Source organism: uncultured Anaerobiospirillum sp. (assembly GCF_902485895.1).
GTDB classification, from domain to species: Bacteria; Pseudomonadota; Gammaproteobacteria; order Enterobacterales; family Succinivibrionaceae; genus Anaerobiospirillum; species Anaerobiospirillum succiniciproducens.
In genome coordinates this window covers 20,542-44,424 of record NZ_CABTML010000105.1, presented here as the reverse complement: position 1 = coordinate 44,424, position 23,883 = coordinate 20,542, and the positions used below count along the sequence as shown (strand labels likewise).

20 protein-coding genes are annotated in these 23,883 nt (G+C 43.3%); 18 read left to right on the top strand and 2 right to left on the bottom strand.

Features of this window, described 5'->3' with window-relative positions; genetic code table 11:
- Positions 1-205: 205 nt before the first annotated feature.
- Entirely contained in the window at positions 206-1,024 is an 819-nt protein-coding gene (gene lptE / locus RDO37_RS08560; protein ID WP_308498789.1) for an LPS assembly lipoprotein LptE, read from the top strand.
- A 49-nt stretch (positions 1,025-1,073) separates the two neighbouring features.
- On the opposite strand, the gene RDO37_RS08555 is transcribed toward lptE, so the two are convergent.
- A complete protein-coding gene (locus tag RDO37_RS08555) occupies positions 1,074-1,223 on the bottom strand; it encodes a hypothetical protein (protein WP_308498788.1) in 150 nt (49 codons plus the stop codon).
- Positions 1,224-1,609: 386 nt separating this feature from the next.
- Here RDO37_RS08555 and RDO37_RS08550 point away from each other — a divergent pair, with 386 nt between their 5' ends.
- From RDO37_RS08550 to RDO37_RS08500, 11 genes are all read left to right on the top strand, one after another.
- On the top strand, positions 1,610-3,115 hold the full coding sequence (locus RDO37_RS08550; RefSeq protein ID WP_308498787.1) for an anthranilate synthase component I family protein: 1,506 nt from the start codon (positions 1,610-1,612) through the stop codon (positions 3,113-3,115).
- Positions 3,116-3,682: an aminodeoxychorismate/anthranilate synthase component II gene (locus tag RDO37_RS08545; protein ID WP_308498786.1), complete on the top strand. Its 567-nt coding sequence runs from the start codon at positions 3,116-3,118 to the stop codon at positions 3,680-3,682.
- Between the two features lie 165 nt (positions 3,683-3,847).
- Complete coding sequence (gene trpD, locus RDO37_RS08540) at positions 3,848-4,969, top strand: anthranilate phosphoribosyltransferase (RefSeq protein ID WP_308498785.1); 1,122 nt, start codon at positions 3,848-3,850, stop codon at positions 4,967-4,969.
- A gap of 1 nt (position 4,970) precedes the next feature.
- Positions 4,971-5,768 (top strand): indole-3-glycerol phosphate synthase TrpC, encoded by a 798-nt coding sequence (gene trpC, locus RDO37_RS08535; RefSeq protein WP_308498784.1) that lies wholly within the window; start codon positions 4,971-4,973, stop codon positions 5,766-5,768.
- A gap of 450 nt (positions 5,769-6,218) precedes the next feature.
- Complete coding sequence (gene trpB, locus RDO37_RS08530; RefSeq protein ID WP_308498783.1) at positions 6,219-7,409, top strand: tryptophan synthase subunit beta; 1,191 nt, start codon at positions 6,219-6,221, stop codon at positions 7,407-7,409.
- Entirely contained in the window at positions 7,402-8,178 is a 777-nt protein-coding gene (gene trpA / locus RDO37_RS08525) for a tryptophan synthase subunit alpha (protein ID WP_308498782.1), read from the top strand. Before trpB ends, trpA begins: the two co-directional genes overlap by 8 nt.
- A 606-nt stretch (positions 8,179-8,784) precedes the next feature.
- Positions 8,785-9,987: a hypothetical protein gene (locus tag RDO37_RS08520; protein ID WP_308498781.1), complete on the top strand. Its 1,203-nt coding sequence runs from the start codon at positions 8,785-8,787 to the stop codon at positions 9,985-9,987.
- Between the two features lie 126 nt (positions 9,988-10,113).
- Positions 10,114-10,917, top strand: a complete 804-nt coding sequence (nadD, locus tag RDO37_RS08515) for a nicotinate (nicotinamide) nucleotide adenylyltransferase (protein WP_308498780.1) — start codon at positions 10,114-10,116, stop codon at positions 10,915-10,917.
- Positions 10,918-11,035: 118 nt separating this feature from the next.
- Positions 11,036-11,974 carry a hypothetical protein gene (locus tag RDO37_RS08510; RefSeq protein ID WP_308498779.1) on the top strand — a complete coding sequence of 313 codons (939 nt, stop codon included), beginning with the start codon at positions 11,036-11,038 and terminating at the stop codon, positions 11,972-11,974.
- Between the two features lie 263 nt (positions 11,975-12,237).
- Positions 12,238-13,209, top strand: a complete 972-nt coding sequence (locus RDO37_RS08505) for a hypothetical protein (RefSeq protein WP_308498778.1) — start codon at positions 12,238-12,240, stop codon at positions 13,207-13,209.
- Between the two features lie 261 nt (positions 13,210-13,470).
- Positions 13,471-14,625 carry a hypothetical protein gene (locus tag RDO37_RS08500; protein WP_308498777.1) on the top strand — a complete coding sequence of 385 codons (1,155 nt, stop codon included), beginning with the start codon at positions 13,471-13,473 and terminating at the stop codon, positions 14,623-14,625.
- A 173-nt stretch (positions 14,626-14,798) separates the two neighbouring features.
- On the opposite strand, the gene RDO37_RS08495 is transcribed toward RDO37_RS08500, so the two are convergent.
- Entirely contained in the window at positions 14,799-14,981 is a 183-nt protein-coding gene (locus tag RDO37_RS08495; RefSeq protein ID WP_308498776.1) for a hypothetical protein, read from the bottom strand.
- 601 nt (positions 14,982-15,582) lie between these two features.
- Here RDO37_RS08495 and rsfS point away from each other — a divergent pair.
- The 6 genes from rsfS (at position 15,583) to RDO37_RS08465 (ending at position 23,826) form a co-directional block, all read left to right on the top strand.
- Positions 15,583-15,951 carry a ribosome silencing factor gene (rsfS, locus tag RDO37_RS08490; RefSeq protein ID WP_027940528.1) on the top strand — a complete coding sequence of 123 codons (369 nt, stop codon included), beginning with the start codon at positions 15,583-15,585 and terminating at the stop codon, positions 15,949-15,951.
- Between the two features lie 125 nt (positions 15,952-16,076).
- On the top strand, positions 16,077-16,547 hold the full coding sequence (rlmH, locus tag RDO37_RS08485) for a 23S rRNA (pseudouridine(1915)-N(3))-methyltransferase RlmH (protein WP_027940527.1): 471 nt from the start codon (positions 16,077-16,079) through the stop codon (positions 16,545-16,547).
- 439 nt (positions 16,548-16,986) lie between these two features.
- Positions 16,987-18,999, top strand: a complete 2,013-nt coding sequence (mrdA, locus tag RDO37_RS08480; RefSeq protein ID WP_308498775.1) for a penicillin-binding protein 2 — start codon at positions 16,987-16,989, stop codon at positions 18,997-18,999.
- A 186-nt stretch (positions 19,000-19,185) separates the two neighbouring features.
- Positions 19,186-20,334 (top strand): rod shape-determining protein RodA, encoded by a 1,149-nt coding sequence (gene rodA / locus RDO37_RS08475; protein ID WP_273326727.1) that lies wholly within the window; start codon positions 19,186-19,188, stop codon positions 20,332-20,334.
- Between the two features lie 865 nt (positions 20,335-21,199).
- On the top strand, positions 21,200-22,255 hold the full coding sequence (gene mltB, locus RDO37_RS08470; protein WP_281710157.1) for a lytic murein transglycosylase B: 1,056 nt from the start codon (positions 21,200-21,202) through the stop codon (positions 22,253-22,255).
- 392 nt (positions 22,256-22,647) lie between these two features.
- The gene (locus tag RDO37_RS08465) at positions 22,648-23,826 is read left to right on the top strand and encodes a septal ring lytic transglycosylase RlpA family protein (protein WP_308498774.1); all 1,179 of its coding nucleotides are present in this window, start codon (positions 22,648-22,650) and stop codon (positions 23,824-23,826) included.
- Positions 23,827-23,883: the final 57 nt, after the last annotated feature.

Here is a 23,883-nt window from a genome sequence, read left to right as displayed (position 1 = left end):
TCTTATACTTGTACAGGCCTCGATGCCACATCCGCGCTTATACTTGTACAGGACTCAATGCCACATCTGCTCTTATACTTGTACAGGGCTGCGCTTTTGCGTTTATCTTTGAGCTAATTTGCATTAGAATTGACTGCACAATTGCGCCGACAAGTCATTGAATACTTGTACGTGCAGTAGCTAGTTTTTATATCAGGAGCAGTCCATGGCACAACTCAACGCAACACCACAACACAAGCGTGCTCTGTTTAAGCGCGGCTTTTTAAAGCTCGCAGCTGCAGTTGGTGCTTCTTTACTCCTGAGCTCATGTGGCTTTACTCTGCCAAATCAGGCTAGCTTAAAAGAGACCATTCCAACTATTAACGTAACTGGCGATTACCATGAGCCTTTTTATAAGATGGTAGTAAACCGTCTTAAGGCTAACGGTGTACAGGTTAATGCACAGTACTCAGGCTACGATCCTCAATTAAGCGACAGCATCCCAACCTTAATGCTGCCAGCTCCAAAGATTATCGATGAGGTTATCTCGGTAAATACTCGCGCACAGAGTATTGAGAATGCGTTGAATGTATCAGTAGCCGCCACCTTGTCTATTCCAAATCACCGACCAATCTTAATGCGTAACTCCATTACTCGCTCGGTGATTAATAAGCCAGGTCAGTCTTTAAACTCTGATGTTGAAAAGCAGACTGTAATTTACGAAACCACTGAGCACTTAGCCGATCAGCTCGTTACTCGTTTAGGCTACTTAGGTCGTCCATCCGACCCAAATGCAGCTATTCCACAACCATATGAGCTCATTAGTGCTGAGGGTGAGTATGTTCCTGAGGCCGTAAATAACAACACAAACTCAGAGGGTTTAACCTTACTTGAGGCTCTGCAAATGCAAGATCACAACGATCAGGCTCACGCAAAGAGCGTCTCCTTAGATGAGCTTAACAACGGTAACCAGATCTTAAACCGTACTTATAAGCTGCCAAAGGTTAAGCCAGAGCGTCTCCATCATGCCGCTCCTCATCAATAAGCTAATCTTGTCCTAGCAAATTTGCTCTATTCTATAGCTCTAGCCCCGCCTATGCGGGGCTAACTATTTGTAGCTCCCAAATTACTGCAATGCGTTTGCCTGATGCGGATAATTCTTTAAGCAAGTCGTCGAAAAATGGGAAAGGCTCTGCTTTAGGCATGTATTCGTTAAGGTACAGAGCGGCTTTGCGCTTACTCATTTGCTCAACACTGGCACTAAGGTTGTGAGTATCAATAGCGCAGCTAAATGACTGCTTAAGAGCTTAACTCTATGCCTTTATGGTGCACTGCTATGCGCAAATTTAGCTCACAGCGTGAACCTTGAATCTTAACCAACAGCATATGATTACCAATGAGCAATATTTTGGTAAAGCTATCATTATGAGTACTAGTGGTGCAATTTTAGCTCGTAATGCCCAAAGCGCTAAGAGAGGGTTCTGCCCTGTGTTAGCATGGCCAAGACAATTAGTTTCTTGATTCCTTAAGATAGAAAGGATAGTTAATTGTTAGTGCGTGTGTGATTTATTGTATAGCTAAGACTGCTTAGGACTCGACCTGGCAAGTCTTTTTACAGGCTTTCTTATTTATGAAATTTGTACCTACATTAGATGAGGTCAATCAATTAGCTCAAGAGGAAAAATTTCATATAGTTCCTATTAGCTGTGAGATTTTATCTGACCTTTGTACTCCTATTCAGGCGCTTAATTATTTCAAGCATGCAGGTGAAGTGTGCTTTCTTTTGGAGTCTGTTGCCGCCCATGAGCGATGGGGACGCTATACTTTTTTAGGATGGCAACCTTCATTAGAAATTACCTGCCGTGAAGGAGTAATGAAAGTAGGTGATAAGCAAATTTCCACCAGCGATCCCAATAAGCATATTCGTGAGCTGCTAAAGGATTATAAAGCTCCTAGATTTCACTTTTTGCCAAGTTTTACTGGTGGCTTAGTGGGATATTTTGCCTATGATTACTTAACCTATGCTGAACCTACAGCCAAGGTAAATCATCAAGTAAAAGAGCATTTTAACGACATTGATCTGATGCTCTTTGACAAGGTAATTGCTTTTGACCACCTCAAGCAAAAAATAGTCTTAATAGTTAATATTAAGCTCAGTAAAGACGGTAAAGAGCAAGCAAAGCTTTATGAGCAAGCTATTGCCAAGCTCAAAGAGATAAGTGAGGGTTTGCATAAAGTAGCTCAAGTACCGCTTAGCAAAGTAAGTAAAGAGACCAAAGCGCAGGCACCTTTGCTTGATAAGATTGAGTTTCTCTTTAGTAAAGAGCAATATTGCTCCATGGTAGAAAAAGCCCAGCGCTATATCCATGAGGGTGATATTTTTCAAATAGTACTTTCTAATAAGCTTAGTGTACCTTTTGAGGGTTCTTTACTAAATTCTTACCGTATCTTACGTACAACTAATCCATCGCCTTATATGTTCTTCTTTAGTAGTAATAAGATTGAGGTGGCAGGAGCTTCTCCTGAGACCTTAGTTAAACTACAAGATGGCATTGTTCATACTTTTCCTTTAGCTGGAACCAGACCTAGAGGACATAATGAACAAGAGGATGAGCGTCTTGCTTTTGAGCTCTTGCATGATGAAAAAGAGCTAGCTGAGCATAATATGCTAGTGGATTTAGGTCGTAATGATTTAGGCAAGATTTGTTCTTTTGGTAGTGTTAAGGTCACTAAATTACATAGCATTGAGCGCTATAGCCATGTTATGCATATAGGCTCCACCGTAAGCGGAGAAATTGCCCCTCATTGTGATGCCTTAGATGCTATTGCTGCTGTGTTGCCAGCAGGTACTTTATCGGGAGCTCCTAAAATTCGTGCCTGTCAATTGATTGGTCAATTAGAAGGGGTAGAGCGTGGTATTTATGGCGGTGCTTTTGGCTACATTGACTTTACAGGCAATATGGACATGTGTATTGCTATACGTTTAGCCTATTTGTTAGACGGCAAAGTTCATGTACGTTCAGGAGCGGGCATTGTTGCTGACTCTATTGGTCAAAATGAGTACCAAGAGTGCATTAACAAAGCTAAAGCTGTAATTAATGCTTTAACCATGGCGCAAGATAATGAGGAGCTGTAAATGATCTTATTAATCGATAATTACGACAGCTTTTCTTACAATTTGTATCAGCTTATTGGTCAGATTAATAGCGACTTAAAAGTAATTCGCAATGATGAAATGACTGTTGAGGACATAGCTAAATTAAATCCTGAAAAGATTATTATCTCTCCAGGCCCTGGTCGTCCTGAGGATGCTGGCATTATTATGTCGCTACCTAAAACTTTAGGTCGTACCATACCGCTCTTAGGCGTATGTTTGGGCCATCAAGCCATTTGTGCTGCCTTTGGAGCCAAGGTAACTTATGCTCCTAAGTTAATGCATGGAAAGCAATCTTTGGTAGAGCTTGATAATACTTGTCCCTTATTTCACCACTTGCCTGAGCGTACTTTAGTAGCACGCTATCATTCCTTATGCGTGCAAGAAGATACTCTGCCTGATGATTTGGTAGTGACGGCTAAAACGGAAAATAATGAAGTTATGGCCGTAGCTCACCGCCATTACCCTATCTTTGGAGTGCAATTCCATCCTGAGTCCATTATGACCCCAGATGGTCAGCAAATGATTGCTAATTTCTTAGCTCTATAGCAAGCTCAGAGCGCACTTACACATGCGCGTGGGTGCATGAGCGCATGCGCCCATACACTTATGGGCACAAGGCCCATGTCGTATGGCCAAGCTTGCACCGCTCCTTGCGCAGGATACAAATGACGCAATCCCATTGACCAAGCGCAGGGCGCACTTAGAGCAAGTATGAGCCCTACAGTGCTAAGCTTTAAGCTTAATTTAGCTGCAGGGTCAGCACCAGTTAAGGCAAGAGAGAAAATGATTAAAGAAGCTATTGTAAAAATTGTTAATAAACAAGATTTAAGCTTTGATGAGGCTTATGCCGTGATGAATGAAATCATGACAGGCCAAACAACAGCTACCCAAAATGCAGCCTTTTTAGCAGCACTATCTACTAAGAGTGCTCGTGCAGAAACTATTGATGAGATTGCTGGTTGTGCCTCGGCTATGAGAGATCACGCCACTAAAGTGCCTACCCCTTATGATGTGTTTGAAATTGTAGGTACAGGTGGTGATAATGCCCATAGCTTTAATATCTCAACTACTACAGCCCTAATTTGCGCCGCAGGTGGCCTAAAAGTGGCTAAACACGGCAATAGAGCAGCCTCATCTTTATGTGGTACTGCTGATTGCTTAGAGGCCTTGGGCGTTAATATTGATCTATCACCTTTAGAATGTTTAACTTTATTAGATAAAGTAGGAATGTGCTTTTTCTTTGCCCAAAAGTATCACTCATCCATGAAGTATGTAGGTGCTATTCGTAAAGAATTAGGCTTTAGAACAGTATTTAATATTTTGGGCCCTTTGACCAACCCTGCAAGTCCTAAAATCCAGCTACTGGGCGTATATGATGAGTATTTGGTTGAGCCTTTAGCCAAGGTTTTAATGAGCCTGGGGATAAAGCGTGGCATGGTGGTATTTGGTAAGGATAAGCTTGATGAAATATCCTTATCGGCTCCTACTACCATTTGCGAGTTTAAAGACGGCTGGTATCGTACCTTTGAAATCACTCCTGAGCAATTTGGTATGGAGCGCTGTACTAAAGAAGCTTTAAAGGGCGGTACTCCTGAGGAAAATGCTGCTATTACCAGAGGTATTTTATCAGGTCAAATTTTAGGCCATAAGCGTAATGTGGTCTTGTTAAATGCTGGTGCATCTTTGTATTTAGGTGGTGCTGCTGCCTCTATAGCTCAAGGTATAGAACTAGCTGCTTCTTTAATTGATGAGCATAAAGCTATCGACACTTTAGATAAGTTAGTGCAATTGAGCAACGAAATTAAAACTAATAAGGAACAGGAGCCTTCTTAGGGTGAATATTTTAGATAAATTAGCAGCCCATGCCCATGAGCGTGTAGCTATAGCTCAGCAAAAGCTTTCTTTTGAAAAGTGCCAGTCTTTAGCTAATGAGTGCTCCTTGGCCTTAGAGCCTTTTGCTCTTGAGCGTTCTTTAAAAAGACGTAATGAGCTAGGCCAAATTGCCATTATTGGTGAGTGTAAGAAGGCTTCCCCCTCAAAAGGCATCATTGCTCATGATTTTCCTTATTTAGCTATTGCAAAAGAGTATGAAAGTGCAGGGGCTGATGGTATTAGCGTGCTCACCGAGCCTAAGTGGTTTTTAGGTGGTGATAGCTATTTAGAACAAATAGCTAAGGAAGTAAAAGTACCTGTATTACGTAAGGACTTTACTATCAGCGATTATCAAATTTATGAAGCTAAGCTCTTAGGTGCCAGTGCAGTATTGTTAATTTGCTCTTTACTAAGTAAAGATGAGCTTTTACATATGATTAAACTGTGCGACCAACTAGAGCTAAGTGCTTTAGTTGAGGCTCATGATGCTCAAGAGATTGAAATGGCCCTTAGCGTAGGTGCTAGATTAATCGGAGTTAACAATCGTAATTTAAAAGACTTTACTGTAGATACCCAAAATAGCACCCGTTTGCGTCAATTAGTGCCCCAAGATGTGCTTTTTGTGGCCGAAAGTGGCGTTAGCTGCGCCTCTGATGTGCAAGCACTCAAAAAAGCAGGAGTTAATGCTATTTTAGTGGGTGAAAGCTTAATGAGAGCTGACAACAAAACAGCCCATCTTAATATGCTACGTAATGCTTAAATCTTATTAATACTAAAAGGTGGCTCTTATGAGCTTTAAATTAAGTCCCAAGTTAACTTGGGCCCTCGTGGCCAGCATAGATCATTCTTATTAAAGCAAACTAGCAATAAGTATTAATGTTCTAGTTTTAACCCTCCATTTCCCAGCATCAGCGCCGCAGCGCAGCAACAGCTGAGCAACAGCACCGCTGCTCACAAACCAATGTGCCAAGGCTCAATAGCTGCAACAGTGTAAGTGCACAAGGGCATAAGGGAGCAAAATCGCCCACGCAGTAGCGTGCAAGAGCACATGGTGCTATGCGAGCAAAGGCGCAAGAGTGCCACTACGTAGGCGCACTAATAAGCCTAAGCTTTAGGCATTAATTGAGTTATGGAGAGGGGAAAATTAGCCCTGGCTAAAGATTGTGGCTATGAGTGTGTGTGTAAGGCTGCAATCACGAGGTATTAAGTCATGACAAATCAAAAAGGACGCTTTGGTATTCATGGTGGTCAATATGTACCTGAAACTTTAATGAATGCCATTATCGAGCTCGAACAAGCCTATGATCATTACAAAAATGATCCTCAATTTAATCAAGAATTAACCTCTCTCTTTAACGATTATGCTAATCGTCCTTCTATGCTTTATTTTGCTGAGAAAATGACAGCAGATCTGGGCGGTGCCAAGATTTATTTAAAGCGTGAGGACTTAAACCACACTGGTGCTCATAAGATTAACAATGTGTTAGGTCAGGCCTTACTGGCTAAAAAGATGGGTAAAACCCGTTTAGTAGCTGAAACAGGTGCAGGTCAACATGGCGTAGCATCAGCTACCGCAGCAGCTTTAATGGGCCTTGAGTGTGATGTTTACATGGGACGTGAGGATACTGAGCGTCAGGCCTTAAATGTCTATCGTATGAAGCTTTTAGGTGCCAAAGTCCATCCTGTAGATAGTGGCACTGCTACTTTAAAAGATGCGGTATCAGAGGCAATGAGAGATTGGTGTACTAATGTAGGCCATACTCATTATTGCTTAGGTTCAGTCATGGGCCCACATCCATTCCCAACTATTGTTCGTGATTTCCAAGCGGTAATTTCTAAAGAAATTAAAGAGCAAATACTACAAAAGGAAGGTCGTTTACCTGATGCTGTACTTGCTTGCGTGGGCGGCGGCTCTAATGCTATAGGTGCATTTTATCATTTTATTAATGATCCTGAGGTTGCGCTTATTGGTTGTGAGGGTGCAGGTAAGGGAGTAGATACCAAAGATACTGCAGCTACTATGTGTGTAGGTAAGCTTGGTATTTTCCATGGCATGAAATCATATTTTTGCCAAAACAAATATGGCCAAATTGCTCCTGTTTACTGCATTAGCGCAGGCTTAGATTATCCTGGCATTGGCCCTGAGCATGCTCACCTTAATGATATAGGTCGAGCCCAATATGTGCCTATCAACGATGAGGAGGCTGTAAACGCCTTTGAGTACTTAGCTCGTTGTGAGGGTATTATTCCTGCAATTGAGTCAGCTCATGCAGTAGCCTATGCTATGAAATTAGCTCCTACTATGGGTAAAGATAAAATTATTGTAGTTAACTTATCAGGACGTGGTGATAAAGATGTAGCTGCTATTGCCCGCTATAGAGGAGAGGTGATCCATGAGTAAGATTTCTGATGCTTTTGTAAATGGCAAAGCTTTTATTCCTTTTATTACTTGTGGCGACCCTGATTTGCAAACTACAGCGCAAATAGTAAAAGCAGCAGCTGACAATGGGGCTGATATTATCGAGCTGGGCATTCCTTTTTCTGACCCTACAGCTGAGGGCCCTGTAATTCAGGAAGCTAATGTGCGTGCACTGAAAAATGAAGTCACCACCGATGATGTGTTTAAGACCGTAGAGCAAATAAGAACAGAGGTTAGTATTCCACTTGTTTTTATGACTTATGCCAATGTAGTGTTTTCCTATGGTTGTGATGCTTTCTTTGAGCGTTGCGCTCAAGTAGGTATTAACGGCATTGTGCTTGCTGATGTGCCTTTTGAGGAAATGGGGGAGTTTGAGCAAAGCGCCCTTAAGCATAATGTTGAAATGATACGCTTAGTATCTCCTACCTCTGAGGATCGTATTGCCACGATAGTTAAGCATGCTCGAGGCTTTGTCTATATTGTCTCAAGCTTAGGTGTAACTGGTGTTAGAGCCCATATTAGTACTGATATTGGTAGTATAGTCAAAGTAGTAAGGGCTAATACTAATACTCCTTGTGCCGTAGGTTTTGGTATTTCTACCCCAGAACAAGCGCGAAACATGGCCTCTTTAGCTGACGGTGCCATTGTCGGCTCAGCCATAGTAAAGATCATAGCTGCTTATGGCAAAGAAGCGCCATCTCATGTAGGAGCTTATGTGCGCTCCATGAAAGATGCTATTAAAGATCTTTAATTTAAATTCAATATTTAGAAAACACAAAAAGGCTGTAGTACCTAGGTACCACATCCTTTCTTATTCAAATTATCACGAAGCTGTTATCCCACACTTTGCAGTCATAGTGACAAAATTAACTGCTAATAATGGGTATTATTTTTTGCTAAAGCCCACCCCTACCTTACTAAGATTACATAGGCGGGGCTAACTATTTGTAGATCCCAAATTACTGCAAAGGTCTTTGTATGGTTTGGGACTTTCGTTTTGCACATCCTAAAAAGATAGACCAATATCAGGCTATAATTTGCACTTGCAGGCTGTTACTTTGCAGTACTTTTTCTGTGCCATGCTCAAATTTGCATAGCATCGCAGTACTTTGCTTTAATGACATTGCTTTGTGTGCTTTCATAGCATCGCAGTACTTAGCTGTAAAGACATTGCTTTGTGTGCTTTCATAGCATCGCAGTACTTAGCTGTAAAGACATTGCTTTGCGTGCTTTCATAGCATCGCAGTACTTAGCTGTAAAGACATTGCTTTGCGTGCTTTCATAGCATCGCAGTGCTTAGAGCGCACAGCATCTTATCTTGCAACACTAGATTCATCTTAGTTAGACAGGGGAAATCATGGCCACAAACAATTACGGCAACGGCGACATCTTTGTAATGTGCTCAGATGATCCTCTGCTCAAACTCGACTGCTCACAAGAGCTCATTGCCTTAGGCAGAAGCAAGTTGCCTGATGCTGAGTTTATGCTCTTTACACACTCAGACCTCTCCCCTGCTGGAGGAGCTCCCAATCTTAAGCTTTTAGAAAATGAGATGAGTGATCCAGGCTTGTTTGGTGGTGATCGCATCATCAAGATCATCTTAAAAGACTTAGATGCTACTGCTGTAGAGCTCTTTAAACTAATTGCTGGCTCCTTTAGACCGGGTTTATTTATCGTTATCGATCTGCCACGTGTAACTAAAGCTACCATCAATGTAAAGCCAGTTGATCCTACTCCTTTAAAGCACATCTTAAGCTTTGCTCCAGGCAGCAGCGGTGCAGCCTTACTTGAGGGTAAAGACAAGGCCAAAGGCAAGAGTAAGCGCACTCCATCTTTAGAGACACGTAAAAAAGAAGCCGTAGGCTACATGCTTGCTGTCGGTGCTAAGTTTTTACCAATGTATCCACCAGAGGGTGATGAGCTGCGTAATTGGATTGGTGCTCGTGGTCACAAGTATGGCGTGACTATTGATGCTAACGCTATTGATTACATCGCCAGAGCTTGTGATAACAATCTGCTCATTATTGACCACTCACTGCAGCTTATGGAAATGATGCGTGAGGGTAATAATGCTAATGCCACCTTAAGCCTTGAAGATGCTGAGGTCTACTTTACTCAAGACTCTCGCTACACTGGCTTTGAGCTACCTGTGGCCATTTTCTCTACCGACAGCCTTAAGGCTTTAAACATCATTTCATCTTTCTGCTCTGGTGAGGGCATGAACAAAACTGCTGCTGTATCCTTACTCATTTCACGTATGGATGAGAGCATCAACGCAGTTTATCAAGGCAAGAAAGAAGGCATTCATCAAGCTGACTACAATAAGCGTATGGCATTCTTCATGGCCAACAATATCAGGGTCATTCCATCGCAAGAGGCACATCTTAAAGCTATTCGTAGCATGCCTGATGAGATGCTCGACTTTTTAAACCGCTGTCTTACAGAGGCAAGTGAAGCTTTCTCCCACTTTGATGTTGAAGGTGCCTATCGCGCCCTGCAGCGCATGTGTCTAGCTAATCGCCGCTCCGTTACCAATCTCTCTGACGGCCTCTTTGCCTAGTATAGCAAGTACCTAAGCTACCTCAACTTTGGCTAAAGGTGAAATAGCACTTAACTAGAACTTTGCATGGCCAAAGCATTGGCAAAAACACATCAAGGATAGCAAAGCATAATTTGAGGACATGTCATGGCATATATAGCGCTTTATGGCGGTTCGTTTAACCCCATTCATAATGGACATATCAAGACTGCCATTGAGCTTATCAAGAACTTTAAGTTCGATAAGCTGATGTTTATGCCTAATGCCTCGCCACCGCACAAAAATACAGTCAAGCTGCCATATGATGCGCGTATGGATATGCTCAAGGCCGCCTTAGCTGAGTGCCACGATCTGCCTCTTGAGATCAGCACTGCCGAGCAAGACTCCTCCATTGCCCACTATACTTACGAGACCTTAACTGAGCTACGTAAAGAACATCCAAACGATCGCTTTGCGTTCATTATGGGCATGGACTCACTGTTGGCATTGCATACTTGGAAACGCGGCTTAGAGATCATAGAGCTGTGCGACATCATTGTCTTAAACCGCCCTGGCTATGATCTAAATGATCTTATTGCTGACACCAAAGAGTGCATTTGCCGCCACCTCAGCGCATCTGCCTGTAAGGCACTAAATCTCAGCGAGCATGATCCATCTACATGTAAGACACTAAATCTCAAAGATGATACGCCATCTGATCGACTCCACTTAAACATGGGCGAGGATGCTCCATCTGCATGTGATGACTTAAATATCTGTAAGAATGAACCATGCTGTGCATGTGGCCATCAATTTCATTTTGCTCAGAACCAAGATTTTGATGTCTCATCCACGCAATTGCGTGAACTCATTGCCTCAAGTCCTAAGCAAGCTCCTAAGCAGCTTTATGAGCTTTTAAGTGGAGAAGTTATCGATATCATCTACTCACGCCACTTCTATGGTGCAAATTAAGTCATTGCAAAAACTATCTGGCGTTCTGACTTGAGATTGTCATACACTGACACAGAAATTAACCATGATGGTTTCTTTGAAAATGAGTCTCCATCTTAACTAAACTAGGAATATGCATATGTTTCTAAACCAAGAACAATATTTCAGCACACGAGAAGAATTCAATAAGCAGCTTATTGCATATAACGATTATGATTTATCTCAAGTAGACGGACTAAGCGAGCTTATCAATCAATTCGTTTGTAGTTTTCCAAAATCTAAAGCAAAAGAATTCAAGGACATGCAATGGGATTATGATGCCGTCTACGCCTCTGTAGATGTCATGATGGCTTCTCTTGCTACAGCAACAAATGGAGTATTTGCAGAGAATCTTATGGATGAAGAAGATGCTGGCATCTTTGACTATCATCAGAAGTACATTCGTTTAGCTACTCACTTTTTGTGTCTTCAGAAGCTACGTACTGTGGTGAATATGCCATATGTGCCTTTAGATTTTTTATCATTTAGGCAAAGCGCTAAAAAGCTTTGTAAGCTGCCTCAATGGTCCGTGGTTATGAATGTAATGGGTAATGAACTTACCTACAACGACGAAGATATTTGTGCTATTAGCTTTTGCAGTGGCTATCAGGCATCAGATAATCAATCTGCAAAACGCAAAGGTCAGAAGACCAAGCCATATAGATTTTTGAATCTGATGGCATACGTCTCGGATCGTCGGTACTTCCATATTTGCGACATTCCACTTGATGATAGTAAGACCATTTTAGACTGTTTAGATGCTGCAAGAAATCGCCTCATATCCTATAGAAAGAACCGTCCTCCACATGAGCGCTACTCTGATAGGCAAATCTTAGAATTTTCCAACCACGACATCACTTTTGCATCTGAAATGCTCTGCTACTTACTCTATCTTCTCGACAATTTAGACAAACTACACACTGCATCAGGCAAGCGTGCTTCATTTAGGCCTAATCCACCTAAAGACCTGTATATGGAGACTTTCAAAAGCCGTATTTATAGCAATCACAAGAGAGCAAGCAACCTCTACCTTGACTAAGTCCTTGAGTGCAAGTCCATTCTTAAGATCGAAGAGATTTTAAGATCGCCATTGGTCAAATGGTGCTGGATGCGCAAAGCATAATTTGCTGGTTCAGCAAAGCCTTATTTGCAGGATCATCAGCACGCATTATGGATATGAGCGCAAAGCATTATTTGTATTATGCATAAAGTATTGTTTATGAGGCGAGCTAGGATAGTTTGTCTCATATTGTCTTTATGGGCTTGTGGTAAGATGACTCATTATTTTGGAGGAAATATATCTTGGAACAAGTGAAAACTATTTGTTTTACTGATGCAGCTGACTTTGACAAGTCTATTCATGAGCTCATCGATGGCGTGATTGCTGATGCAGCTCCGCTTAGCAAGGCCGTAAACGTGGGCCGCTGCAGCAGCATTAAGAATAACTTTGCTGATGGTGCACCATGGCCTACTGATACTGCCTATGTATCAATTGACATGCTGCTAGCTATCTTTGGTTTTCTTGAGATTAAGCCAGATGTATTTGGCGATAAGAATGCTGATGAGCAGAGCAACAGTGTTGAGGGTGATCTCTACTTACCTTTAATTGCCAACCACTTGCTTCCAGCCGAAAAGCTCAGAACTATTGTTCACATGGCTCCTCAAGTAGCTAATGGCGAAGACTTAAAGTTAAACACCGCCGAGCTTATCAAACTCCCTCAGTGGTCGGTGTTAATCAATGTAATGGATCACGACATCAAGTACTTAGGCAAAGAAGTAGCCGGTATTAGCTTTGCTCGCTCCTTCATTGGTCAAATCCCAAATGCACCTGATGATATGCCTGAAGAGCTCAAGGCAAGCGTTAAAGTAGCCGGTGAACCAGCCTCAGTGATGAACTATCTGTCTACCTTAATCTTCTTTAAAGACGGCAAGTTTGATCTTGGTCCTACCATTGCCATTGATGAGACCACTACTGTTGGTCAGTCTATCGATGCTACCTTTGCTTTCTTTAACGACAACCTCTTTGATAGCACCTGGATTGAGGGTGAAAATGTTGAGGAAGTTAAGGCTCAGGCTGCTGAAAACCATGAGTTTGTGAAGCTCATTGTTTCTTACTTATGCTATGTCCTAAAGCACAGTGATGAGCTTAAGGATGCTCAGGGTAATAAGACCTCTTTTGCAGCCAACCCAAGTGCCAATACCCGCATTGATCCAAACGATCCATTCGAGCTTATCGGCACCCCATCAGCTGTTACCCATCTGTACCTTGACTAAAGCACTCAAAGCTTAAACTTACTGGCAATCAAAGCACTACCTGCTTAAATTTGCTAGTAATTAAAGCAATACCAGCTTAAAGATGCTGGTAATCAAAGCACTACCTTGCCTCACATAAGACGAACTTTAGAGGCAATGTAGTCTCATCTTGTCCATCGTTAACATATATTTTGGAGGACGCGTCATTTAATGCAGCTTGCACTGTGGTGATCACATATGCCACCACTGCCTGCTTGTATTAATGAGTGCGCGTAAAATTTTATGACTGAGAACGAGCAGGCCTTTTTAACTAACCTCATCTGCGCCGCTGCAGACTATTTTGAAGACCTTGCAATGGATGATGAGGCTACTTCAGATTTCCACAACCTATTCCGTCTGCACGTTGAGCATATGCAAAACAAAGCTCAGCAAGCTAACAAAGGCGGCAACAAAGGTGGTAAAGGCAAGAGCCATGCAGATAAAGAGGGCTCTGCTAGCGCAAAAGGTGGTGCAAATAAAGATAGTGCCGAGCTCTCTGGTGCAGCTTTAGAGGCTAACAAGATCATCAATGCCATCTTAAGCAATTACAAAGGCACCTCAACCTTAAGCACCACTCACAGTGTCTATGCTGATATGTACAAGGTGGCTAAGGCTCTCTTGAACATGGATGGCAAGGGCATGTCAGAGTCATTCTTTAATGTACAAAGCGCCGATCACGATGATCTTACTGGCGCTCTGACCACTCCAATGCTCTATCAGTCACTCGCATTAAACCGCGAGATCATCCATGTAAAAGCTAAAGATCACGGCGATCCCGTGTTATTAAACACCTGCGATCTCTTTTACAAGATGCCTGCTTGGAACTTAGTCTTTGATCTTAGCGAATGCCCTGAGTGCGGTCGTTTAAGTGGTCTGATGATTGGCCGTCTGTCTTACAATAAGCCAAAGGACGATAGCTTTGCTCCAAGCTTAGTTAGCACCAACACCACCGACAAAAATGTCTTCTTAGACGAAATTGCAATCTCATTTTGCTATGACGGATCATGGCTTAACAATAGCGTCACCTTCACCTTAGATGAGGACAAGGCTATTTGTGATTTAGTCCGTGAGATGGGCTATTTCATGATCTCTAATGAAGATGATGAGCCACTTACTATTCTTGAACGTGACGACAATCTTCCTGAGGTAGATTGGAATGAGTCTGAGAGCATCATGGATCCAAAACTTAAGGACAGCGAGTTTGCTCAAAACCTCTATGCAGCCTTTAAGTACGTTTCAGCTTTCTTAACTCATCAATCCGAGCTTAAGGATGCTAAGGGCGAGACCTCTTGCCTCATGAACGAAACTGGTCTGCGTCTCCCATCAAACTCAGCTGAGTTCTTAACTGCCCTGTGTGACCGCCTGCAAGTAGGCGTTTTCAAGCATTTCTACTTCTAACTCAAACACAGCCATCAATAACAGCTGCAGCCCCAACTAAGCTGCAGCTACCAGCCCACAAAATACGCGCTGCAACCAGCAGCAGCTCCCTCTAGGCTGCTGCAACCAGCTGTCCACAAACACGCTCTGCAACTAGGCTGCAGCGTGTCGCAAGCGGCTGAGCAGCGTGATTGCTATGAGATATCTGGGTAGACATCATTCACATAGGTTTCTTCCCATGTTGAAGTTGAGCCTGACTTTTCATCTGCTTGAGAAGCCTCTTGCTCATTGACAACATTATCTGCATTAGAGCTGCAAGCACTGAGCACAGTGGCTAGAAATAAGGCGCTGAGCAGTGATATCAATTTAGTATTCATTTGAAATCCTCATAACTAAACTCTCTACCACCACTCTAGCCTTGCTATGTTAGGAAAGAATTAGCAAGTTTGTATTTGCAAAACATAGTCAGTGCTAGGCTTGGCAGGTACAGCTAAGGCTTCTAAAAGAATGGCGTAGTAGCTGTGCGCTCTAATAATCTATCTAGCTAATATCTTTCTTGAAGATCAGCTTATGGTGATGGCTAGGATGAATTGGGCCTTTAGTATTTGCGCTGATTGTTGCTTTGGGTTTTGCTAAGATTTTTTGCCTCTGTGGTGAAACCAAAACGCACTTAAGATGTCTAATTACATAAACTGCAGACTACTTGCTGACTAATTTCGTCATACAAATCAAAAAACGCTTGCAAAAGCCGTTTGGCTTTTGTATAAGTTATCGTTTCAGCTTTGCTTTGAGACTAACTTTATTAAATATGGCTTTAACATAGATGTTAGCGCGAAGACATTTTGCTTATTTTCGCTTTCTGTGTGCCATTACCATTGATGCAAACATACATCGACGATGATGTACTCATGCATCTACTGACTGCTTAGTTAAAAGCATTGCACAGAGCTTGTATAAGATTTTTGGGAAGAAACTCTCTTGATCAGTTCAAAAGATTACACCACCGAAGAGATTTTAGATCTCGTTATGGCCTCATTAGACTCTTCTAAGGCCCAGGAAATGGTTTCAATTGACGTACGTGAGCACTGCTCAATTACCGATGTAATGGTTATTGCCACCGGTACTTCTAACCGTCACGTCTGCGCTGTTGCCGATCGTTTAGTTGAGCACCTTGCTAAGCACGACATTCATGGCGTTTCTCTTTCTGGTGAGCAAGAGGGTAAGTGGGTTATTGCTGACGTTGGTGTAGTAATGGTTCACGTCATGCAAGAGTCTGAGCGTGAGCGCTATCAGCTTGAAAACCTCTATCAGTCCATGGCTGCTGGTCTTTCTGAGTCTGAGGCCTAAGCCTACTTTAGCTTAAAGCCTTAATCCTTTTTGATTAAGACTGATGCTCATAGCTTCACGTACACTTAGGTTAGTGAAGCTATCTTGGCTGCAATACTATATACAATGCCTGTTTGGGGTGGGACGTGAAGTTTATACTGTTAGCTGTTGGCACTAAGATGCCACAGTGGGTGACTACTGGTTTTACCGAGTACCAAAAGCGTATGCCTCCTCATATGCAGTTAGTGCTCCAAGAAATTGAGCCAGTACGCCGCGTGAGTAAGTCAACCTCCGGCAAGGCTAAGGAAATTGAGGCCAAGGCCATCTTAGAGGCTTTACCAAAACGCGCCCACATCATTGCTCTTGATGAGCATGGCAAGCAGTTTACCTCGATGGAGCTAGCCTCTAAGGTTCATGACTATCAGCAAATGGGCTGTGATGTTGTCATCATCATTGGTGGTCCAGAGGGCCTTACTCAAGAGGTTTTAAGCAAAGCTAACGAGACCATGTCTCTATCTAAGCTTACTATGCCTCACCCAATGGTACGCGTAGTAATTGCAGAGGCACTGTATCGTGCCTATAGCATTGATGCTGGTATGCCATATCACCGCGAGTAAAGTTATAGCCACTTGCTTTAACTAAGCTATGCCATTTTCTATGCCCATAAGCTTAGATTGGCTTACATTAGTTCAATCGCAACTTAGTGTGTTGATGGCTGTTAGCTAAATACATTTTGCTAAAGGCCGTTGCCTGACGGCATTTGCGTGATGCCTTTGGCAGCTGACATTAGCTTAGTGGCATTTGGTTACTAGCTGTTGCTTAGTGGCATTTGCATGAGGTGCAGCGATAACTTGCGCACATGATTGGTGGCAGCACAAGTTAGTCACTAGAGATAATTTGAGCATGATGCGAGATGCTCTAGTGCAATATCTAGTGATTGCGCTTAGTTTAGATGCCTCTTGTGGCTCTTAGCATGGTGCAACTTTTGTGGTTGCTATAGCTTTGGCTGTAGTATGTTTGAGTCCTGCGTTCAGGAAGAGTGTTAGGAAGTAGTCTGTGTTTTCCAAAAAACGCAAAGAGAAAGAGCGTGCTCTATTCAATAAGAAAGATAAGAAACGCAAGCTCAAGCAGAACTCGGCCATTAAAGTAAAAAATGTCGAGCAGGAGAATCGCATTTTCCGTCTGCGCGTGTTCATTGGCTGCTGCGTTGTCTTTGTCTGCTTTGCGATCTTATTTGGCAACCTGTACTACCTGCAGGTGCTCTCTTATGATGACTATCAAACTCGCTCTAACGTAAACCGTATTCGTGTACTGCCAGTAGTACCACAGCGCGGTATTATCTACGATCGCAACCACGTTGTTTTAGCTGAAAACCGCCCTGTTTTCCACTTAGTCATTTTCCCAAATAAAAATATCGACACCCGAGAAACAGTTGAGGCCTTAGATAAGCTCTTAACCTTAAACTTAGCTGAGTCTGACATCAAAACTATCTTAAGTCAGTCCCGCACACGTCTGCGTTTTTCCGGTGTAGAAATTGCCGATCAGCTTAACGAAGAACAGATCGCCCTGTTCTCAGTTAATCGCCATCGCTATCCAAACGTACAGATCGCTTCTAACTTAAAGCGCTACTACCCATTTGATACCACAACCACTCATGCCATCGGTTATGTATCTCGAATTAACACCACCGACGTAGACAATCTTACTGAGCAAGGCAAGATTGATAACTACGAAGGTACACAGGCTATTGGTAAGCTCGGTATTGAAAAGTTCTATGAAGACGAGCTGCATGGCATCACTGGTTCACGTGAGGTTGAGGTTAACAGCCACGGCCAGATTCTGCGTACCTTAAAGTACAATCCGCCAATTCATGGCCGTGATATCACCTTAACTTTAGATATACGTCTGCAGTACTATGCCCAAGAATTACTTGGCGATCACAAGGGTGCTATTGTTGCAATTGAGCCTGCTACTGGCGGTATCTTAGCTTTTTACTCCAATCCATCTTATGACCCAAACCTCTTTGTTAGAGGCATTCGTCAAAAGGAGTTCAATCAGCTGCTTAACAACCCTGGACGACCACTCATTAATCGTGTGACCCAAGGTGGTTATTCTCCGGCATCGACTATTAAGCCACTTCTGACCGTTATGGGCTTAAATGAGAATCTCATTACCCCAACTTCTTCATTCTTTGGTCAACCGGCATTTATGCTGCCAGGTTCTACTCACCGCTTCCGTGACTGGCGTGCCTGGGGCCATGGTTGGTTAGATGCTTATCGTGCAATTGAAGTATCTGCAGATACTTACTTCTACGATTTAGCGCACCGTGCTGGTATCGGTACTATTAACAAGTATCTTGATCAATTTGGCTTTGGCAAGATCTCAGGAGTGGATATCTCCGAAGAATCCTTAGGCGTAAATCCTTCTGCTGAATGGAAACAGCGTCGCTTTAAACAGCCATGGCACCTAGGTGATACAGTACCTATTGGTATTGGTCAGGGATATTGGACAACTACCTTGATTCAGCTTGTGAAAGCTCATGCTGTACTGGCAAATCATGGTCGTTTTGTTACCCCACACTTGATGAAAGATATCGTCGATCCTAAATCGATGAAGATCGAGCAGACCTTTAAAGATCCGCTCAATAGCACTTACTTCAAGGTCAAAGACAAGAGTTATTTCGATGTAGGCCGCGCTGGCATGTACCTCGTGGTTAATGGCCCAGAAGGTACTGGTCGTCGTGCCTTTGCAGGAACTAAATACAAGGCTGCAGGTAAGTCAGGTACTGCTCAGGTGGTGGCCATTAAGCAAGGTGAAAAATACAACGCCGATGCGCTTAAAGCCGAGCACCGTGATAATGCGCTGTTCGTTGCTTTTGCCCCATATCATCGACCACGAATTTTAGTTGGTATCATTCTTGAGAACGCCGGTGGCGGTTCTTCAGTTGGTGCTCCGGTAGTCCGTAAGCTCATGGATCGCTACTTTGAGCTTTATCCAAATGGCTACATGGGCAGCTCAAAGCCTAAGACCATGAAGTTTGGTATGGGCGGCACGGTTGAAGTCCGCTAAGAACACTCAAGACACACCTAACTAAGAACCCTTGCCCCAACACTTCCATGCCAAAACCATTGGTAAAGTGGGCGGCTTAGCCAAGTACAATGGCGGCATGGTTGATGGTTTGGCGTTAAAAAGAATTTTTAGCTATAAGACTGATGCTGCAAGAGCTTGTAACTTGCAACACATGTGAGAGCAAAGATGGCAAAATCAGAAAACTCTAACTTAGAAATGCCTGATGACAACGGTAACTTGTCACTGCTACAGCGTTGGCATATCGACCTGCCATTGCTCTCAGGTTTATTCATGTGTTTAGCCTTGTCGCTCTTTGTGCTGTACTCAGCTTCTGGTCAGCATATCGATATGCTTGAGCGTCAGGTAGTCCGTACTTCTGCAGCTTTTGCAGCCATGATCCTCTTTGCTCAGATCCCACCAAAGTACCTAGCTAAAGGTGCTTTGTACTTGTATATCTTTAGCTTGATCATGCTAGTGTTAGTGGAGCTCTTTGGCGACATCTCTAAAGGTGCACAGCGTTGGTTAAATATCGGCTTTATGCGTCTGCAGCCTTCCGAGTTTTTAAAGCTCACCATGCCTTTAACTATTGCTGCGTTCTTAGCCCGTGACTCCCTGCCACCAAAGAACACCAACATTATTTTGGCTTTCTTATTAGTAGGCGCTCCAACTATTCTCATCGTGCTGCAGCCTGATCTTGGTACCGGTATCTTAGTAGCGGTATCAGGTGTAATTGCTATTTTCCTAGCTGGCCTCAGTTTCTGGTGGATTGCAGCTGGTATTGGTCTGGTAGGCGTGGCGATCCCGATTATGTGGAACTATGTTCTCCATGATTACCAAAAGCAACGTGTGCTCACTTTAATTGATCCTGAATCGGATCCACTAGGCGCTGGTTACCACATTATTCAGTCCAAGATCGCTATTGGATCAGGCGGCATCTACGGCAAGGGCTGGCTACAAGGTTCACAATCGCAGCTAGACTTCCTCCCTGAGCCGCATACCGACTTTATCTTTGCAGTTCTTGCTGAAGAAACCGGTCTTATCGGCTTCCTTATTTTGATGAGCATTTACTTATTCATCATCTCTCGCTGTGTCTATATCACTCTTAATGCTCGTAGCAACTTTGATCGTATCTTAGCTGGTACTTATACCTTCACATTGCCGTTCTATATTTTCATTAATATCGGTATGGTGAGCGGTATTCTGCCAGTAGTAGGCGTTCCTCTACCAATGGTAAGTTATGGAGGAACCTCGATGATTATTCTGGCCGTTACCTTCGGCATCATCATGTCGATCCACACGCACAAGAAACAAACCTACTTCTCGTCGCGTAACTAAAAAAGCGATCATCAACCACTCGTAAGCAGCTGATCTCCACGCTCACGATCGTGCCAAGATCATGAAATAAGATCGCAGCATTACTTGGCAGCAGCCTTAAGCTTGCTGCCATCCCAAGATCTTGATGTTTTTCCCTGCTCATATGCCTTTAGCAGAGCGCAGCATATTGCCAATCCTTTAAGATCTTAAGGACATGGCTAAGAGGCTCCGCTCGTAAAGCTAAGATGTCATGATGGCAAGCAAGAGGTCTACTCAAAAAGCTAAGATCTCATGATGACGGGCAAGCAGTATGCACGCAAGACGAGGAAGAAGGCGCTCTGTGATCTTTACTTAGTTTGAGGCATTGTATTGGAGTGGGCTATGATCTTTTTGCAGAGTTGTGGAGATCTTAAGATCTTAGGTAGTTGAGATCATTACTTACAGATCGTGGTGACCTGACAGACACTAAGAAAGATCATGGCTGTCATATGGCAAGATCATGTTTTTTGGACGGGGCTTGGGTTAAAAAAAAAACTTGTATTAATCTTAGCAAAACTAAGCTTAAACTAAGTTTTTGCAGGCATACTTGTGAGGCCGAAAAACTCAATTAAATTGGGACTGACAAGCAAGATAACTACGATAGTTTGAGATCTTGTAAAACTCTCTGATCTTTGCAAGTCAAATCGCGCTGCTTTCGATCTTAAGATCTTAATAAAAGCACATACTTGTGCTATTCTATTGGATTTCGGACAAACTTGTCCTAGATGCAATTCCTCTGATGTTGTGAGAGTTTTAAGCTCAAGATCAGAGGTGATTTTATATGGCAGATTGGCCCTTTGTAGCCTTTCTGATACGGCCTCTTATCTGACTGACAGAGCCCATCGCAATGTTTAAGCAAATCAAGTCCTCTCTTTTCGTAACTGCCAGTGCATTAGCCTTAACTAGTGCTACCTTTACCATCTCTGCTTCAGCTCAAGCAGCTGATGTAAATCTAGACGAACTTGCTAAGTATGCAGGTGTTGAGCGCAGTGCTTTAAATCAAGCTATCACTGCAGCTACGTATCAGCAGAAGATCATCGATGCCATGAATCGTCCTTATGAGGGCAAGCCATGGTATATGTACCGCAAGCTCTTTATGACAGATAAGCGCATTCAAGGCGGTGTTGAGTTCTACTTAAAGCACGAGCAAGAGCTTATGCGTGCTCGTAATGAGATCGGTGTAGCTCCAGAGATCATCTGTGCCATTATCGGTGTTGAGACCTTCTATGGTTCTTCTATGGGCACTTGGAAGGTATTAGATGCACTCTATACCTTAGGTTTCCACTACCCAGCTCGTCAGGCTTACTTTTCAAAAGAGTTTGCCAACTACGTAAAGCTTGCTCAGCGTGAAGGCTGGAACTTAACTGACATCAAGGGATCATACGCTGGCGCTATGGGTATGGGTCAGTTCATGCCAAGCTCATACTTAAACTTTGCCATCGACTTTGATGGTGATCAGCACGTTAACCTCTTTAACAACAGCTCTGATGCTATCGGCTCTGTAGCTAACTACTTTAGAGGTCATGGCTGGACTACTGGCGCTGCTGTTATGTATCCAGTGCACTTAAAGGGTGTTAAAGGTCAGGGCGTTTCCAAGGCTACTTTAGATAAGTTAGTTAAAAAGGAGTGGGATTTAACTCCAAATGAGTTAACTGCTGCTGGTATCACCACCAAGGTGGCACTCACCTCTGATCAAAAGGTTCGTCTGTACGCATTCGAGCTTGAGGGTGGTAAGTATGACTACCAAGTTGCTCTGTCAAACTTCTACACCATTACTCGCTATAACAAGAGCCCACTTTATGCTCGTGCCGTCTTCGAGCTCTCTGAGGCTATTGCTCAGGGCTATCGTCAGGCCAAGTTAAACCAGGGCACTTACGTTCCAGTTAAGGGCAAGACCCAGTAAGGACCAATTTACACAACCCGCTTAGTAGCTTCGTTGCTACAGGCAAGGCCACAACAGGCTATCACTCATGGCCTTGCCCAAATGAACTAACACTCATAGCCTTGCCAAGATAAGTACGAGATCATGGCCTTGCTAGCTTAAATAAAAAGAGCTCCTCTCTTTATGCTCTGCGTTGTGGCTCATATGAGCAGTAAAAGGCCACTTCGCTTTTAGGCTCATATGAGCAAGTAAGGGCAAAGCTATGATCTTGGCAATAAGAGTTATCTAGTGACTCTGGTGCAAGCTGCAGCAAGTATGCATATGCATGCTTAAGATGCTTTAAGGCAGTGGATTTAGATTTACTTTAGCGGGTTCAACAGTTTTTTCATTCAATCTTAAAATCTATATAGTTTATGAAGGCTAACAAGCTCAAATTCAGCAGTCTCATCTTAGTGGCTGCTTTTGGTTGTAGTGCGCTGTTACTCAACGGTTGCGCATCTAGCTTAGATGATGTAGTTACTACCACCCATGGCTCTAAGGCAGGTGATGGCTATACCTACGGTACTGGTCCAAACAAGACCAAGCCATACCCACAGTCAGAAAAAGTCATCGTCAAGGGTGTACCTGGCGCTAAGCCAAAGTACGAGCCTGTTTCTCGTGGCGGTAACAAAGACTACAAAGTCTTAGGCCAAAACTATATGGTATGGACAGGCTGCAGTTCTTATCAGGAAGTTGGTACTGCATCTTGGTATGGTCCAGGCTTCCACGGTAATAACACCTCTAATGGTGAGCGCTATGATCAGCGCGGCTTTACTGCAGCTCACAAGAACTTACCTTTACCATCTTATTTAAAGGTAACCAACCTTGAAAATGGCAAAGCCGTAATCGTGCGTGTTAACGATCGCGGCCCATTCCACGGCTCTCGTATTATTGACTTATCTGAAGGTGCGGCTAAAGCTATTGATATGACCCGCAAGGGTACGGCCAAGGTTAAGCTTGAGCTTATCAATGTACGTGGTAGCTCCAATGTTTCAGATAAGACCCAAGGCGTTGGCGGTCAGGTCATCGCTGGTGTGTTAAATGGCGTCTTTGGCAATGGCTCATCTGTATCAAAGCCTCCTAAGTCAGGTACTGCAGCAGCTATTGGCGCAGGCATCTATGTAGCAGGCAAGATCATCGAAAATACATTAGGCGATGATGACAAAAAAGGACGCGCAGCTCCTGCTCCACGTGCTGTAGCTGATACTAACAGCACTACCAACTACACCGTAGATTACGCAGCACCACCAGCTGCAGTTGTAACTCAGAGTACAACCGTACAAACCACTACTGTGCAGTCTACTGATGAGTTCAAGATTACCCCAGCTATTCCTGGTACCAGCTATGTACAGGTCTTTAGCTCCTCAACTCAAGCAGGTGCATCTAAGCTACAGGCTAAGTTAAGAGCTCAAACTCCTCTTCCTGTAGTCATTATGCAAGAGGAAAACCTCTTCCGCGTACGTGTTGGACCGCTCTCTAATAGCGATCTGCACACTACCTTAGAGTACATGAAGCAATTAGGCTACCCTGATGCCTTCATTAAGCACCTCTAAGATTACGTGCTAGAAATTTAATCAACCTTAGCTGCACTTTGGTGCAGTTAAACCTTG